Origin of the sequence: Methylotenera versatilis 301 (genome assembly GCF_000093025.1) — a bacterium.
In the GTDB taxonomy this organism is placed as follows: domain Bacteria; phylum Pseudomonadota; class Gammaproteobacteria; order Burkholderiales; family Methylophilaceae; genus Methylotenera; species Methylotenera versatilis.
Genome location: NC_014207.1, coordinates 585,107 through 600,433, shown reverse-complemented (window position 1 = coordinate 600,433; position 15,327 = coordinate 585,107). Strand labels below are relative to the sequence as shown.

The window sequence follows — 15,327 nt, the reverse complement described above, 5'->3', positions numbered from 1 at the left end:
GCACACCATACTTTGCATTTTAACAATGTGGATGCTGCTATCAGGACAAAGCACCCAATCCGCTGGAAACTTGCTCTCAGCTGATGAGCGTGCGTGGTTAAACGCTCACCCCAACATCTCTCTGACCATGTGGGATGACTATGCCCCTATCTCTTTTAAAGGTGAAGATGGCAAGTTACAGGGCTTCATGCCAGACTACATTAAGCTATTAGAATCAAAGTTAAATTACAAATTCAAGCAAGTTGTTCCGACTAAAGAAGAATCTCACAGTAGCGGCAAGCGTAGTGCGCATGAAGACGTCATCTCACTCTTAGCTGACACACAAGATCGCCGTGTATATTGGAGCTTTACCCCCACCTTACTTAGCTTTCCTTTAAACATTGTTGCGCGCAATGATGCCCCAAAAGACCTGACCTTATCGCAGCTTAACAATATGAAACTAAGCGTAGTCCAAGGTTATGCGAGTCAGGAGTTTGTACAAGAAAATTACCCGCAGATAAAACTAGACCTAGTGAATAACACCTGCCAAGGTTTACAACATGTTGCCTTTCACGAAAGCGTTGCAATATTGACCGACCTCCCCGTGGCAAGTTGGTGCTTAAAAACGCAAGGTCTAATTGATATTAAAGTCGCAGGCCAATCTGAATTCAAATATGAAATGAGTCTAGCCGTTAGAAATGACTGGCCGATATTATTTACCATCATTCAAAAAGGCATGAAGGCGGTCAGCAAGAGTGAGCGACAGGCTCTACAGAACCGCTGGTTAGATCAAGGAGCATTTGAACAAAGTTGGATGTATTCAAATCGAGTATGGCTTATTGCACTTGTGTTATTTCTTTTGCTATCTGCGCTTATCAGAGTGTACGTGTGGGATAGCAATATGCAAAGCAATGTACTGCACAGAATTACAAACGTCTCAGATGATGACAAAAAACTAGAGCAGATATCGGATGTTAGCAGCGGCTTAACGACACGTATTTTAATTTTGCTATGCATTATTTTAACCCTGCTCGGCACGCTTATCACTACTGAGCAATGGGTAAGCCATCAAGATAGAGTTTTATTAGGTGTCTTAGTCGCCACTTTGATGTTAGTGATGCTATTTGGCGGCTACAAACTAGGCAGCATTAGACGAAATGAAGAAAATCAAAGTCTTTTTGAACAGCTTGCCAGTCAAATTAAAACACGACAAATGGCTGAGAAATCTGCCAAAGAACAAACATTACGCCTGTTTAAGCAACAAAAAGCGATTCAAATTTTAACCCAAACTCAAACCCAAAAAACTACTGAAGAAATTTTCAAAGAAATTACCCAAGTTTCTGCTGAAACATTGAATGTTGAAAGAGTCAGCATTTGGCTGCTAGATTCTGATAAACAAATGTTGGAATGTGTAGATTTATACTTAAAAACTAAAAGTCTACACACCACTGCGAACCCACTATTAGCTAAAGAACTACCTGAGTACTTTCAGTTCATCTCACAAAATAGAGTGCTGGCAGCTAACGATGTCATTGCACACCCTTCGACTGTGGAGTTTCGACAGGGTTATGCGCAAGAAAATAATATTGGTGCAATACTTGATGGTTCCATCTGGCTGAATGGCAACATGATAGGCGCCGTGTGTTGTGAACATACAACTGATAGCCGTGAATGGACTTTAGACGAGCAAGGCTTTGTTGGCTCTATCTGTGATGTGGTGCGCCTTACCATAGAAACAGATCGACGTCGTAGCGCAGAGCAAGCGCTGCTGCAACATAGTGAAGAATTAGAAGTAATGGTAGAAGCCAGAACGCTCTCCTTACAAGAAAGTGAACAGCGTCTTACTTCCGTCATCAAATACGCACCTATTCCTATACTCACCATCAAAATGGATGGCGAGATTATTGAGTTTAATCCAGAAGCAGAAAGAGTCACTGGATTTAGCCGATCTGAAGCCATAGGTAAGAATTTTATTGATATATTTGTTGTAAAAGAATCATTCAAAAAAGCGATTGGCATCGGCATTGGCACAAAACGAGGTGAAGCTTTCCGTAATGTAGAATTGATTTTTAAATGTGCTGATGGCAGAAAAATAGAGTTTGAATGCTCTATCGTTAAAGCAGGTAAAAATGGCGTTAGCGATGTTGGGCAGATGATTGCGATTGGACAAGATATTACGCAGAAAAAAGTATTACAAGCATCCTTAATTAAAGCACGTGAAAGCGCTGAGTCTGCTGACCGCATTAAATCTATGTTTGTAGCCTCAATGTCGCATGAGCTCAGAACGCCGCTCAATTCAATTATCGGTTTTCTAGGCGTAGTGCTGCAAGGCATGTCTGGCGACCTTAACACCAAACAAAAAGATCAACTTGGCCGTGCTTACCACTCCGCCAAACATTTACTCTCGCTCATTTCTGATGTGATTGACATCTCAAAAATAGAAGCTGGATTTTTAGAAATACATACCGAATCGTTTGCTTTAAAACCTATGTTTAATGAGGTGGTGAATGTCATACATCATATCGCTGACGGTAAACATTTAAATTTACAGATTGACTGTAGCGAAGACATCATTCTGGAAACAGACCGCAAAAGACTTTATCAGGCGATTTTAAATGTCGTAAGCAATGCCGTGAAGTACACAGAAGCAGGCTCAGTAACTGTTGAAGCAAAAATAATCAATGAAGAGTTAATCATCACTACTCAAGACACTGGCATTGGCATTAGCCCGTCTGGCCTAGAGCAACTGTTTAAACCATTTGAGCGAGCCGAATCACACCTCAAAATAAAAACATTAGGTACTGGATTAGGTTTATATTTAACACGAAAAATTCTAACGCAGTTGTTGGGCGGTAGTATTGAAGTAGAAAGCCAAGTGGGTGTAGGTAGTACGTTTACCATCCGAGTGCCGGTTAAAATATCCGAACAGACATTACTCAATAATCAGTCAATTTTAGAAGATCAGCCTTTATGACAACTGCACTGATAATAGAAGACAATGAAAATAACTTAGAGTTAATTCGCTTCATTCTTGAGCAATCGCAATATAAAACACGATTTGCCATGACGGGCTTGGAAGGTGTGCAACAAGCACTTACAATGCCGCCTGATTTTGTTATTTTAGACATACAACTCCCTGACATTAATGGTTTGGAAGTGTTAAAAAGAATCCGCGCGCATCCTGTAGGTAAAGATATTCCTATTATTGCCATGACTTCGTACGCCATGTCTGGTGATAAAGAGAAACTGCTAGCAGCAGGCTGTACAGCCTACATAGAAAAGCCAATAGACCCAATACTTGTCATTGGTCAGATACAAAAAGCGATTGCTAAATAAGCGGTCAATAGCTCAAGAGAATATTATTAATGAAAATATTAGTCGCTGAAGATGACGAAAATTCAAGGCATTTACTAGAAGTAGTACTCACGAGTAAAGGCTATGAAGTGGCAAGCTTTGACAACGGCTTAAAGGCATTAGCATACTTAAAAACTCATCCTGTCGATTTAATCGTTTCTGACATTCTAATGCCTGAAATGGACGGCTATGGCCTGTGTCGTGAGGTCAAGCAAAACCAATATTTACAAAAAATTCCCTTTATTTTTTACACAGCTACTTATACTTCAGATCAAGACGAGCGTTTCGCGATGTCTTTAGGGGCAACCAAGTTTTTGGTTAAACCGATGATGATGGAAGATTTACTACCTGTAATTGCTAAAGTCATTCATGCAGGTGATCAAGCCAGTCCTCAAGAAAGTAGTGGGAAATCGCACTTTGGTCCATTGCGCTTAGACAAGCAGCATGCTGACATTATGCGTATCAAGCTAGATAAGAAGTTGATTGAGCTGAATGAAGAAAAGCAAAAGTTGATTGAAAGCGAAGCTCGCTTCAGAGACTTTGCCGAAGCTTCAGCCGATTGGTTTTGGGAGTCAGATGCTCAATTAAAAATCCAGGCTCTAGCTGGAAGTCCTGCTGGGCTTGGATTCTACAGCCTAGTAGATTTAGCACAAACCTGCCATAGCCACTCACCCAGTGAAATGCTTGAAACGCTAAAATCGCATAAACATTTTTCTGACTACGTTGTACATTTTATTGATGAATCAGGCAAACTGGTTTACTTACGCGTATCAGGCAAACCCATATTTGATGCAGATAAACGCTTTATTGGCTACCGAGGCGTTGGGCGCGATGTAAGCGAGATGATAGCCCTCAATCGTCGTGTTGAGTTTTTAGCCTCACATGATGAGCTAACAGGCTTGCCAAACCGCAATCTATTTAAGCAAAGACTGAGTCATGCGGTTGTAAAAGCTAGCCGAACAAATAGCCAAGTCTTATTACTATTTTTTGATTTAGACCATTTTAAATTAGTCAACGATACACTTGGTCACGAAGCTGGCGATTTACTACTCATGATGGCAACCAAACGTATTTCAGAGTGCATACGCGCCTCTGACACGCTTTGCCGGCTGGGTGGTGATGAGTTTGTAATGATTATGGAGGATGCATCGCCGCAAGATGCCCATCGCTTGGTCCGCGACATTATCGCTAAATTCACAACGCCATTTGAGCTGTATCAGCAACGTGTTTATTGCACCATAAGCATAGGTGTTAGCGTTTACCCAGATGATACTGTAGACCCGCAGTCACTGCTGGTCTTTGCTGATCTTGCCATGTACAGAGCCAAACAGAACGGCCGTAATTGTTTTGAGTTTTATACCACCAACCTGAATTTCATTGCCCACCAATGGTTGGACATGGAAAACGGAATTCGCCACGCTCTAAAAGAAAACCAGCTCTTTTTAGAGTATCAGCCTCAGGTGGAAAATACAAACCAGAACCTCATCGGCATAGAAGCATTGTTAAGGTGGCAGCATCCTGAACGTGGCTTAATTTCGCCATTAGAATTCATCAAAATTGCCGAGCAGTCATCCCTGATCAACCAAATTGGTGATTGGGTGCTAGAAGCTGTGTGCCTGCAAATTCGTACATGGCTAGACCAAGCGTATCAAGTACCGCGTGTTTCCATTAACATTTCAGCACGCCATCTACGGTCGGATAGTCTCATCCAAGCATTAAAAACGGTACCGGCTAAATATCAAATTCCAACGAATATGCTGTGCATTGAAATTACTGAACACGCTTTGCTAGATGACATTGATATAGTAAAGAAAAATATGCGCTTTATTAAAGAAGCTGGCTTTAATATCTCTTTAGATGATTTTGGCATGGGGCACTCATCGCTCATGTATCTAAAACGCTGGTCGGTGGATGAGGTAAAGATTGACCGTACTTTTATCGACGGCTTACAAAATAGCGAGGAAGATCGGGTGATTGTGAAAGCGATTGTTGCTTTAGCAGACGCTCTCAGCCTAGATATAGTTGCCGAGGGAATTGAAAATCAATTTCAAGCAGATATTGTCAAAGCCAGTGGCTGCAAGGTTGTGCAAGGCTTCTTTTATTCAATACCGTTGCCTGCAGCAGAAATTGTGAGGTGGTTTAAAAGTAAGTAGCCAGCTAGTTACCAGCAAGCAAACCGCTATCAAGTTAAATACTGATTTGCAGTAACACTTCTACATCATCACCCGCTACTATCTTCTGTTTTTTACGCACTTCAGCTTTTATAGGTAAGATATAAGCTTCTAAGCTACCAGATGGAAAAATCGAAGTCTCCCAAATAGTTCCACCAATATTGGCAGAGACTCGCACCGAGCCCCAACCGCGCCGTTTACCAAAATGGTTATCGCTAAAGAACTTTATTTCTTCAGATTTATCTTGCGGCAAAGTGATGAAGTGCCACGTACCCTTGCCCTGCCACAACCAACATTTACCAATAAACGTAAAGTTTATATCTATCATGTTAAGTCACAATTTAGCTTAAAAATATATTGATTATCTTTAGTTTGGTTTTTTAAAACTATCCAGCAGTAACAAGCCTACGCCCACACAAATCGCACTATCCGCCACATTAAAAGCAGGCCAATACATTTGTTGGTAATGAAAATTTAGAAAATCGATGACATAACCTAATGTTACGCGGTCATACAAATTACCGATTGCCCCACCCAACACCAAAGCTAAACCCACACAAAATAACTTCTCAGTACGATGCTTCTGAATAAGATAACTAATCACAATAATGGCAATGACAGAAACACCAGCAAAGAACCAACGCTGAATACCGCCAGCGTCATGCAAAAAGCCAAAAGCTGAACCCTCGTTGTGATAATGTACTAAGTCGAAAAAGCTGGTAAATGTAAGCATTTCGCCGTAAGCAAAAGCGCCTTGTATCAAATGCTTGGTGTATAAATCAAGCGCCACTACAATGGCGCTAATGCCTAACCATTTATAAATAGCCACCATTTCAAACCCCGTCATTCCCGTGGAAACGGGAATCCATGTTGACGTTATGTTTTAAAAAAGCATAAAAATGGATTCCCGTTTCCACGGGAATGACAGAAGCAAAGAAATTAAGCATATTTACGCACCTCACCATTGCCAAACAAGTTGCTAACACAACGACCACAAATATGTGGATGTTCAGCATCAGAGCCTACGTCAGCACGGTAATGCCAGCAGCGGTCACATTTCTTGTAAGCACTTGGACTCACTAAAATTTTCTGTTCAACATTACTCGCTACTTTGTAAACTTTTGCACTAGAGGTAATCATCGCAAAACGTAAATCATCACCTAAACTATTTAGAGCATCAAAAGTTACACTAGGTAAATAGAGTTCCAATTCTGCTTGTAACGAAGAGCCAACCTGACTTGCTGCACGTAATATTTCAATCTCTTTTGCAGCTTGACCACGTGTAGCAATAACCGCCTCCCAAACGCTGATACGTTCTGAGCTTAACCCATGTTGAGGCAACTCATACCAAACATCCTCAAACACCGTTTTATCAGTTTCTAAACCTAAAGTTTGCCAAATCTCATTCGCGGTAAAACTCAAAATCGGCGCCATCAAACGCATCATGCAATGCGTAATGTGATGTAATGCACTTTGTGCCGCACGGCGTGCTGGCGAGTTCTCACCTGCTGTATAGAGTCTATCTTTAAGAATATCTAAATAGAAACCGCCCAAATCTTCTGAACAGAAGCTCACAAATTTTTGTACGGCTAAATGAAATTCGTAGCGGTCATAATCAGCCAATACTTCTGTTTGTAGCTTTTGCGTTAGATGCAGCGCGTAACGGTCTATCTCTAACCATTCATTTACTGGCAGCAAGTCTTTATTTGCATCAAAATCAGCGATATTTGCCAATAAAAACTTCATGGTGTTACGAATACGGCGATAGCTTTCTGCGACGCGTTTTAAAATTTCATCTGAAATCGTGAGTTCGCCAGAGTAATCCGTTGAAGCCGTCCATAAGCGCAGAATATCTGCACCGTAGGTATCCATCACCTTTTGCGGCGCAACCACGTTACCTTTGGATTTACTCATTTTGTGGCCAGCGCCATCCACTACAAAACCATGCGTCAGCAAGGCATTGTATGGCGCGCGACCATCAATCGCACAACCTGTTAACAATGAGCTTTGAAACCAGCCACGATGTTGGTCTGAACCTTCAAGATACAAATCAGCGGGAAATGCCAATTCAGGGCGACGCTTCAATACTGCCGCATGCGTTGCGCCAGAATCAAACCAAACATCCAAGGTATACGTCACTTTTTTGTAATCAGCCGCATTTAATGCTGCATGCTCGGCCAAGAACTCTGCGCCATCTAAGCTGAACCAAGCTTCAACACCGCGTTTCTCTACCAGCAATGCTGCTGCTTCAAGCAAGTCTGCAGTTTGTGGATGCGGTTCACCTGTTTCTTTATGCACAAAGAATGGCATAGGCACGCCCCAGTTGCGTTGGCGAGATACACACCAATCAGGACGATTTTTAATCATCGCCTCTAAGCGCGCACGACCCCAAGCTGGGAAGAACTCAGTGGCATCTACGGCTTTATTGGCATATTCGCGCAAGCTAATGCCAACGGCATCTTGCGCGTACATACCGATAAACCATTGGTGCGTAGCCAGTTGCATCAATGGCGTTTTATGGCGCCAGCAATGTGGGAAACTGTGATTCAAGCGTGCACTTGCAAGTAAAGCGCCGCTTTCTGTCATGGCAGCCAAAATCACCTTGTTAGCTTCTTTTCGGTCTAGGCCGCGAATCGCTGCAAACTCAACCAAGTCACTATTAAAGAACTTGCCATCGCCACCCATTAAAATACGTGGCTTTTCATTTGGGAAGTTTGCTTTCATCACCAGCCAGTCATCGTTACCGTGCGCGGCAGCAGTATGGACCAAACCTGTACCCGCATCGGTTGTGACGTGATCACCACAAATGATAGGCACTTGGCGGTTGTCGAATGGATGTTGTAGAACTAGCTTCTCTAAAGCAGCGCCTAGGCAGCTAGCAAGCACGACTGCATCAGTTTCAGCGTAACGCTCTAAAGTTGCTTTCGCCAAGTCCTGCGCTAAGATTAGCAATCCACGACTTGTTTTGACTAAGTCATAAGTTAAATTTGCGTTCACAGAAACGGCTTGGTTAGCTGGCAGCGTCCAAGGCGTAGTCGTCCAAATCACGGCATAAACAGTGCCTGTCACCTCTAAGCCAAATGCTTTACCCAATGCGGCGTTATCAACAACCTTAAACCCAACATCAATCGCAGGCGAATTCACATCCTCATACTCAACCTCAGCTTCAGCTAAAGCTGAACCGCAATCCACGCACCAATGTACGGGTTTGCTGCCTTGGTATAAATAACCATTTTTTTGAATGTCGCCCAAAGCGCGCATGATGTCGGCTTCAGTTTTGAAATCCATTGTTAAATATGGATTATCCCAATCGCCTAACACACCTAGACGGATAAAATCTTTCTTTTGGCGCGCGACTTGCTCTGCCGCGTATTCACGGCAAAGCTCACGAAACTTGGCTGGATCTATATTTTTACCGTGATTTTTTTCAACGACCAATTCAATTGGCAAGCCGTGACAATCCCAGCCCGGCACATAAGGTGCATCAAAACCACTCATGGTTTTAGATTTGATAATGATGTCTTTTAAGATTTTATTGACCGCGTGACCGATATGAATATCGCCATTAGCATACGGTGGGCCATCATGCAGAATAAATTTCTTAGCGCCTTTACGGGTCTTACGAATTCTTTGATACAGCTGTTTATCTTGCCATTCTTTAAGCCAAGCTGGCTCACGCTTAGCTAAATCGCCACGCATAGGAAACGTGGTTTCTGGTAAGTTTAATTTGTACTTTGAATCTTTAGCTTCTTCAGTCATGGTTTATTTCTTAATAGATTACTGATTAATATTTATTTCTTAAAAAAATCTCTGGCGGATTCAACATCCAGCGCAATTTGTGTCTTCAAGGCGTCTAAGCCATCGAACTTCTGCTCATCGCGAATTTTATGCAAAAACTCCACGTGTACATGTTGACCGTATAAGTCTGCATTAAAATCTAATACGTTCACTTCTAACATCAACTTTGAAACGCCAGCAATTGTCGGCCGCACACCTAAATTTGCCACACTGTTCATACCGTCTAATTTTACTGCATACACGCCCGTTAACGCAGGACGCTCATGTCGCATATGCACGTTAGCCGTTGGGAAACCAAGTTGACGCCCCAGCTTAGCACCATGCACCACTTTGCCACTCATACTGTAAGGGCGACCTAATAACACACTGGCTTCATGTAACGCACCCGTGGCCAATGCAGAGCGCACGCGGGTACTAGAAACGCGCGCACCATCTAAATCAACTTGCGGCAAACTAATGAGATTAAACTTCGCCTCTAAAAAATCTAATATAGAGCCAGCGCGCATGGCGCCAAATCTAAAATCATCGCCCACCAAAATAGCTTGCGCATTCAATGAGTCTCGCAAAATATTTTGCATGAACTCTTGTGGTGTTAACTTGGCTAAACGTCGATTAAAGCGACATACATAAGTGGTTTCAACACCAGCTTCTGCAAAATGCTCAAGCTTTTCACGCAGCGAACTTAATCGTGCCGGCGCTGTTTCTGGTGCAAAAAACTCACGTGGATGCGGCTCAAACGTCATTACGGCAGAAGTCAGATTGAGCGCTTTTGCAGTCTCATTCAGTTTTTTCAATAAAGCCTGATGCCCTAAGTGCATGCCATCAAAGTTACCTATCGCCAACGCGCAAGGCTGCTGTTGCTGTGCAGGAATATGGCGAAATATTTGCATTTAGTGCTTAACTCTACGAATGTAATCGCGTGGCTTAAATCCTAGCAACATTAGCGTTGCAAAATAACTCACGCCTCCAAGCACGACTAAGCCAGTAAGATAAATAAGTCGCTTCATTAATCCATAATGCAGCCAAGCACCAGTATCACCCATGGCAAAATAAAGCGTGATACCCATCACACTAAGCGCAGCAAAGAGTTTAAGCAAGAAGATTGTCCAGCCAGGTTGCGGCTGAAAAATATTATGCTGACGCAAATGATAATAAAGCAATGATGCATTGATACAAGCGCCTAGGCCAATCGCCAAGGCCAAGCCAGCATGTTGCAAAGGCAATACAAAAATAAACAAACCGTTCATCAATTGCGTAATCACTAATGTGAAAACAGCAATTTTAACTGGTGTTTTAATATTTTGTCGCGCATAAAAACCTGGCGCTAGGATTTTCACTAAAATCAAACCTAGCAAACCAACGCTATAGGCTACGAGTGCTTGCTGCGTCATCACAACATCAATCGGAGTAAATTTTCCGTAATGGAATAAAGCCGTCACTAAAGGTGTTGCGAGTACGGCTAATGCTACAGCAGCAGGTGCAGCTAAAATAAAGGTTAAGCGCAAACCCCAATCTAATAATTGTGAGTATTCACTCTCATCTTTACCCGCATAGGCTTTAGATAAACTAGGTAGCAATATAGTACCCAGGGCCACACCTAGCACGCCTGTTGGAAACTCCATTAATCTATCTGCGTAATACAACCAGCTCACACTACCTGTTTTTAAGAATGATGCAAATATCGTATTCGTGATCATAGAAATCTGCGCCACTGATACACCCAACACTGCTGGACCCATCAACTTTAAAATGCGCCACACTCCATCATCGCCTGCATGAAAATCAAGTTTAGGTAACAAGCCTATTTGTTTTAGAAACGGAATCTGAAAAATTAATTGTAGAAATCCTCCAAAAAACACTGCCCACGCCAGCACTTTAATCGGTTCAGCAAAATGATCGGCAAAAAACAATACCGCTGCAATCATGCTGACATTCAACCAAACAGGCGTAAATGCTGGTATGCCAAATTTATTATAAGTATTGAGCACTCCACCCGCCATTGAAACTAGCGAGATAAAGAAAATATAAGGAAAAGTAATGCGCAACAACTCAACCGTCAGCTGCATTTTCGGTTGGTCAGCGGTAAAACCAGGGGCAATAAGCGAAACTATCCACGGCGCGGCCAACATACCAAGCAAAGTCACAACCACTAGAATCAGACCTAACCACGTAGCAACACGGCTAATGAGATTATGCGTTTCATCAAAACTACGCTGACTTTTATATTCAGCCAAAATAGGTACGAAAGCTTGGCTAAAAGCACCTTCAGCCGAAATTCGGCGTAATAAATTAGGAATTTTGAACGCAACGATAAATGCATCGCTCAACATGCCCGCGCCAAACACCCGTGCAATCAAGGTATCTCGCACAAATCCCAATATACGAGACACAAAAGTCATGCTGCCAACTTTGGCTAATGCTTTGAGTAGATTCATAATTTAAATTGGGGAAATTTGGCTTATTAACAACATATTAAGCGATTTTATCATGCCAACAGACATCATGCGGCAAATAGCGATGATATTTACTTCATTTAAACTTGCAATGTGTTTAGAAAATAGCTATGATTATGGGCTTCGTATTTTGAATAGCTTTTAGCACCCTTTAGGAAAGAAACATAGATGGCAAATACCGCACAAGCAAGAAAACGTGCTCGTCAAGCAGTTAAGCAACGCGCTCACAATGCAAGTTTGCGTTCTACTTTGCGTACCGCGATTAAAAAAATTATTAAAGCTGTAGAAGCTGGCGATAAAGTTGCCGCTACTGCTGTGTATAGCGAGAATGTAAGCGTGATTGACCGCATTGCGGACAAAAACATCATTCATAAAAATAAAGCATCACGCCATAAAAGCCGCTTAAATGCTGCGATTAAAGCGATGTCTGCTGAAGCTCCAGTAGCTGTAGCAGCGAAAGTAAAAGCTGCGCCTAAAGCTAAAGCCGCACCTAAAACAGCTTAATCGTTGTATTTAATAAAAAAGCCTCGCAATGCGAGGTTTTTTTATTTTCTGTGATTAAGAATTCCAGAACCTAAGAACTCTTAATCAATTTAGAGCGCTAACTACACATCTCTATTACTCTCCGATTTTTAATTCCGCACGCACTTGCATTGCTTGCTTGATCGCCTCATCACGACTCACATTAATCACGGTAAAGTGCCCCATTTTTCTGCCTGCACGTGCTTGCTGCTTACCGTACAAATGCATTTTCAACATTGGGTTATTTAATGCAACTTGCCACTCAGGCGCAGAGTCTGCATCTTCAGGCCAGATGTCACCTAATAGATTGACCATCACAGCTGAACTATGCTGCCTTGAGCTACCTAATGGCAAACCGGTCATTGCTCGCACTTGCTGCTCAAACTGATTCGTCACACAAGCATCAATTGTATAGTGCCCAGAATTATGTGGTCTAGGCGCAATCTCATTCACTAATAATTCACCGTTACAAACAAAAAATTCTACTCCCAGCACGCCTGTATAAGCCAATTTTTCAGCCACAAGAATCGCTAACTTTTGCGCTTGATGGCTAATCGCATCGCGCCCACGCGCGGGTGCGATTGAGACGTCCAGTATTCCATTGAGATGACTATTTTCTGATGTTGGGAATGTAGCAACATTGCCCTGCACATCACGCGCCAACACGACTGAAACTTCATAATCAAGTTTCAACATTTTCTCCAACACACACTCTTCGCGCTCAAATTGCGCAAATGCAGTTTGTGCTTCATGTTGATTTTTGACTCTAGCCTGACCTTTACCGTCATAACCGAAACGTGCAACTTTTAGAATAGCTGGGTAAATATCACTGTCATCATTCGGTAAATCTTCTACCTCATTAATGACTTCGAATGGCGCAACTGGCAAGCCAGCATGTTTAAGAAAGTTTTTCTCACTTACACGATGCTGCGCAATCGCAACACTATAAGCACTTGGACGCACAGGTTTAGTTTCAGCCAAAAAAGAGAGTGAATCTGCTGGTACATTTTCAAATTCAGTACTAATTGCTTCGCAGGTGTTAGCTAGCTTTAATAAAGCGCCTTTATCATCAAATGCTGCGCAAATATGTACATCGGCAATCTTGCCTGCTGGGCTATTCGCATCAGGGTCTAACACCGTGACTTTGTAACCCATTTCGTGGGCCGCGACTACAAAAAAACGACCGAGTTGACCGCCTCCGAGCATGCCTAGCATTGCAGGTGGAAGAATGACTGGTGTTTGCTCTTGATGATGGTTCATATATTGAATACTGTTTGATTGATGTTAGAACTTAATAATATTTCACTTGATGATATTTATGGCTTATCACTTAATTCCATAGCGTGCACTTTTGCAGCCTGCTTAGTGCGAAATTCGGCTAATTTACCAGCTAAAGCCGCATCATGATTCGCTAAAATCGATGCTGCAAATAAACCAGCATTCGCCGCACCAGCCTCACCAATTGCAAAGGTAGCCACTGGGATGCCTTTAGGCATTTGCACGATAGAAAGAAGTGAGTCCTGGCCTTGTAAATGTTTAGAAGGCACAGGCACGCCTAACACTGGCAAAGTAGTTTTAGCCGCTACCATACCAGGCAAATGTGCGGCGCCACCTGCACCAGCGATAATCACCTGATAACCTTTTTGTGCAGCAGTTTCGGCAAAACTAAACATTAAATCAGGAGTGCGATGCGCTGAAACCACGTCTGCAGTATAAGCAATATCAAAGTCAGCTAGCATCTGGGCAGCAGCTTTCATAATAGGCCAATCACTATCAGAGCCCATAATAATCGCTACTAAAGGTTGTTTATTCATTAACATTCCTTTGTTATTCTTTATGTATCAAATTCACAAAAAATTAAAATATAAGTATTTTTGGCTGAGCGTTACAACAAGACTAAATTGTCTCTGTGTATCAATTCCGCCTCTTCCACATAGCCCAATATTTTCTCAATGTCTTTGCTAGATTTTCGCATGATTCTAGTCGCCTCCATGGCTGAGTAGTTGACTAAACCACGCGCCAACTCCACGCCATTTTCATCGCAACAAGCAACGACTTCGCCGCGCTCAAAGCTACCTTCAACAGCTGTTACGCCAATTGGCAATAAACTTTTGCCATCTTGCTTGATGACTTTTACCGCGCCTGCATCTAACGTTAACTTTCCGCGTAACTGTAAATGATCGGCTAACCATTGCTTGCGCGCGGTCGTTTTCATTTCTGTGGTTTGCAGATGAGTACCAATTACTTCACCAGCGGCTAAACGAACCAGCACGTTTCTTTCACGACCTGAGGCAATGATAGTATTTGCACCACTTCTGGAAGCGCGCTTTGCAGCAAGAATCTTGGTTAACATTCCGCCAGTGCCAACACTGCTACCAGCACCGCCGGCCATCTGCTCTAGTGTTACATCACCTGCAGTAGCATGTTGTATAAACTTGGCATCTTTATCTTTACGCGGGTCAGCAGAATACAAACCTTGCTGATCCGTTAAAATCACTAAAGTATCAGCTTCGATTAAATTAGCCACCAATGAACCTAAAGTGTCATTATCACCAAAGCGAATTTCATCAGTCACTACCGTATCATTCTCGTTGATGATAGGGATCACCTTTAAATCAAGCAAAGTACGTAAAGTGCTGCGCGCATTCAAATAGCGCTTTCTGTCAGCCAAATCATCATGGGTTAACAACACTTGCGCAGTATGTAACTGATGTTCAGTAAAACAGCTCTCGTACATCTGCACCAAACCCATTTGACCTACAGCTGCTGCAGCTTGCAATTCATTCACAGCCGTTGGGCGTTTTTTCCAACCCAATCTTTGCATACCTTCAGCAACTGCACCACTAGAAACTAATACAATCTGCTTGCCTTGTTGCACCAAAGCGGCAATTTGCGCCGCCCAAGCAGCAATTGCCGCTTGGTCTAAACCATTACCATTATTGGTGACAAGACTAGAGCCAACTTTCACTACGATCACTTTGGCTTCAAGCAAAAGTGACGATGAATTAGATGATGGTGAAGCTAGCAATTGTGATTCCACAGCAGTCATT

At 42.6% G+C, this 15,327-nt stretch carries 12 protein-coding genes; 4 read left to right on the top strand and 8 right to left on the bottom strand.

Going from position 1 to position 15,327, the window contains the following annotated elements:
- Positions 1 to 25: 25 nt before the first annotated feature.
- From M301_RS02805 to M301_RS02795, 3 genes are read left to right on the top strand one after another with little or no spacing between them, the layout of a single operon-like run.
- Complete coding sequence (locus M301_RS02805) at positions 26 to 2,953, top strand: ATP-binding protein (protein WP_013147244.1); 2,928 nt, start codon at positions 26 to 28, stop codon at positions 2,951 to 2,953.
- On the top strand, positions 2,950 to 3,315 hold the full coding sequence (locus tag M301_RS02800) for a response regulator (protein WP_013147243.1): 366 nt from the start codon (positions 2,950 to 2,952) through the stop codon (positions 3,313 to 3,315). Before M301_RS02805 ends, M301_RS02800 begins: the two co-directional genes overlap by 4 nt.
- A 29-nt stretch (positions 3,316 to 3,344) precedes the next feature.
- A complete protein-coding gene (locus tag M301_RS02795; protein WP_013147242.1) occupies positions 3,345 to 5,486 on the top strand; it encodes a two-component system response regulator in 2,142 nt (713 codons plus the stop codon).
- A gap of 34 nt (positions 5,487 to 5,520) precedes the next feature.
- On the opposite strand, the gene M301_RS02790 is transcribed toward M301_RS02795, so the two are convergent.
- The 5 genes from M301_RS02790 to murJ all read right to left on the bottom strand — a co-directional run bounded on the left by M301_RS02790 (position 5,521) and on the right by murJ (position 11,737).
- Positions 5,521 to 5,832 carry a DUF1905 domain-containing protein gene (locus M301_RS02790; RefSeq protein WP_013147241.1) on the bottom strand — a complete coding sequence of 104 codons (312 nt, stop codon included), beginning with the start codon at positions 5,830 to 5,832 and terminating at the stop codon, positions 5,521 to 5,523.
- 39 nt (positions 5,833 to 5,871) lie between these two features.
- Positions 5,872 to 6,336: a signal peptidase II gene (gene lspA, locus M301_RS02785; RefSeq protein WP_238524656.1), complete on the bottom strand. Its 465-nt coding sequence runs from the start codon at positions 6,334 to 6,336 to the stop codon at positions 5,872 to 5,874.
- A 107-nt stretch (positions 6,337 to 6,443) separates the two neighbouring features.
- Positions 6,444 to 9,263, bottom strand: coding sequence for an isoleucine--tRNA ligase (ileS, locus tag M301_RS02780; RefSeq protein WP_013147239.1), 2,820 nt, complete (start codon positions 9,261 to 9,263; stop codon positions 6,444 to 6,446).
- Positions 9,264 to 9,295: 32 nt separating this feature from the next.
- Positions 9,296 to 10,192, bottom strand: coding sequence for a bifunctional riboflavin kinase/FAD synthetase (locus tag M301_RS02775; protein WP_013147238.1), 897 nt, complete (start codon positions 10,190 to 10,192; stop codon positions 9,296 to 9,298).
- Complete coding sequence (murJ, locus tag M301_RS02770; protein ID WP_013147237.1) at positions 10,193 to 11,737, bottom strand: murein biosynthesis integral membrane protein MurJ; 1,545 nt, start codon at positions 11,735 to 11,737, stop codon at positions 10,193 to 10,195.
- A 186-nt stretch (positions 11,738 to 11,923) separates the two neighbouring features.
- Here murJ and rpsT point away from each other — a divergent pair, with 186 nt between their 5' ends.
- Positions 11,924 to 12,259: a 30S ribosomal protein S20 gene (gene rpsT / locus M301_RS02765; RefSeq protein WP_013147236.1), complete on the top strand. Its 336-nt coding sequence runs from the start codon at positions 11,924 to 11,926 to the stop codon at positions 12,257 to 12,259.
- Positions 12,260 to 12,373: 114 nt separating this feature from the next.
- Here the strand turns inward: rpsT and M301_RS02760 are convergent, their stop codons facing one another.
- The 3 genes from M301_RS02760 to proB form a co-directional block, all read right to left on the bottom strand.
- Entirely contained in the window at positions 12,374 to 13,537 is a 1,164-nt protein-coding gene (locus M301_RS02760) for a 5-(carboxyamino)imidazole ribonucleotide synthase (protein WP_013147235.1), read from the bottom strand.
- 56 nt (positions 13,538 to 13,593) lie between these two features.
- A complete protein-coding gene (purE, locus tag M301_RS02755) occupies positions 13,594 to 14,091 on the bottom strand; it encodes a 5-(carboxyamino)imidazole ribonucleotide mutase (RefSeq protein ID WP_013147234.1) in 498 nt (165 codons plus the stop codon).
- A 71-nt stretch (positions 14,092 to 14,162) separates the two neighbouring features.
- On the bottom strand, positions 14,163 to 15,326 hold the full coding sequence (gene proB / locus M301_RS02750; protein ID WP_013147233.1) for a glutamate 5-kinase: 1,164 nt from the start codon (positions 15,324 to 15,326) through the stop codon (positions 14,163 to 14,165).
- Position 15,327: the final 1 nt, after the last annotated feature.

Excerpts from the sequence above, each read along its gene's own strand:
- lspA (WP_238524656.1), bottom strand. The coding sequence starts at position 6,336 with ATGGTGGCTATTTATAAATGGTTAGGCATTAGCGCCATTGTAGTGGCG.
- rpsT (WP_013147236.1), top strand. The coding sequence starts at position 11,924 with ATGGCAAATACCGCACAAGCAAGAAAACGTGCTCGTCAAGCAGTTAAG.
- M301_RS02795 (WP_013147242.1), top strand. The coding sequence starts at position 3,345 with ATGAAAATATTAGTCGCTGAAGATGACGAAAATTCAAGGCATTTACTA.
- ileS (WP_013147239.1), bottom strand. The coding sequence starts at position 9,263 with ATGACTGAAGAAGCTAAAGATTCAAAGTACAAATTAAACTTACCAGAA.
- M301_RS02760 (WP_013147235.1), bottom strand. The coding sequence starts at position 13,537 with ATGAACCATCATCAAGAGCAAACACCAGTCATTCTTCCACCTGCAATG.
- M301_RS02805 (WP_013147244.1), top strand. The coding sequence starts at position 26 with ATGTGGATGCTGCTATCAGGACAAAGCACCCAATCCGCTGGAAACTTG.
- purE (WP_013147234.1), bottom strand. The coding sequence starts at position 14,091 with ATGAATAAACAACCTTTAGTAGCGATTATTATGGGCTCTGATAGTGAT.
- M301_RS02775 (WP_013147238.1), bottom strand. The coding sequence starts at position 10,192 with ATGCAAATATTTCGCCATATTCCTGCACAGCAACAGCAGCCTTGCGCG.
- M301_RS02790 (WP_013147241.1), bottom strand. The coding sequence starts at position 5,832 with ATGATAGATATAAACTTTACGTTTATTGGTAAATGTTGGTTGTGGCAG.
- murJ (WP_013147237.1), bottom strand. The coding sequence starts at position 11,737 with ATGAATCTACTCAAAGCATTAGCCAAAGTTGGCAGCATGACTTTTGTG.
- M301_RS02800 (WP_013147243.1), top strand. The coding sequence starts at position 2,950 with ATGACAACTGCACTGATAATAGAAGACAATGAAAATAACTTAGAGTTA.
- proB (WP_013147233.1), bottom strand. The coding sequence starts at position 15,326 with ATGACTGCTGTGGAATCACAATTGCTAGCTTCACCATCATCTAATTCA.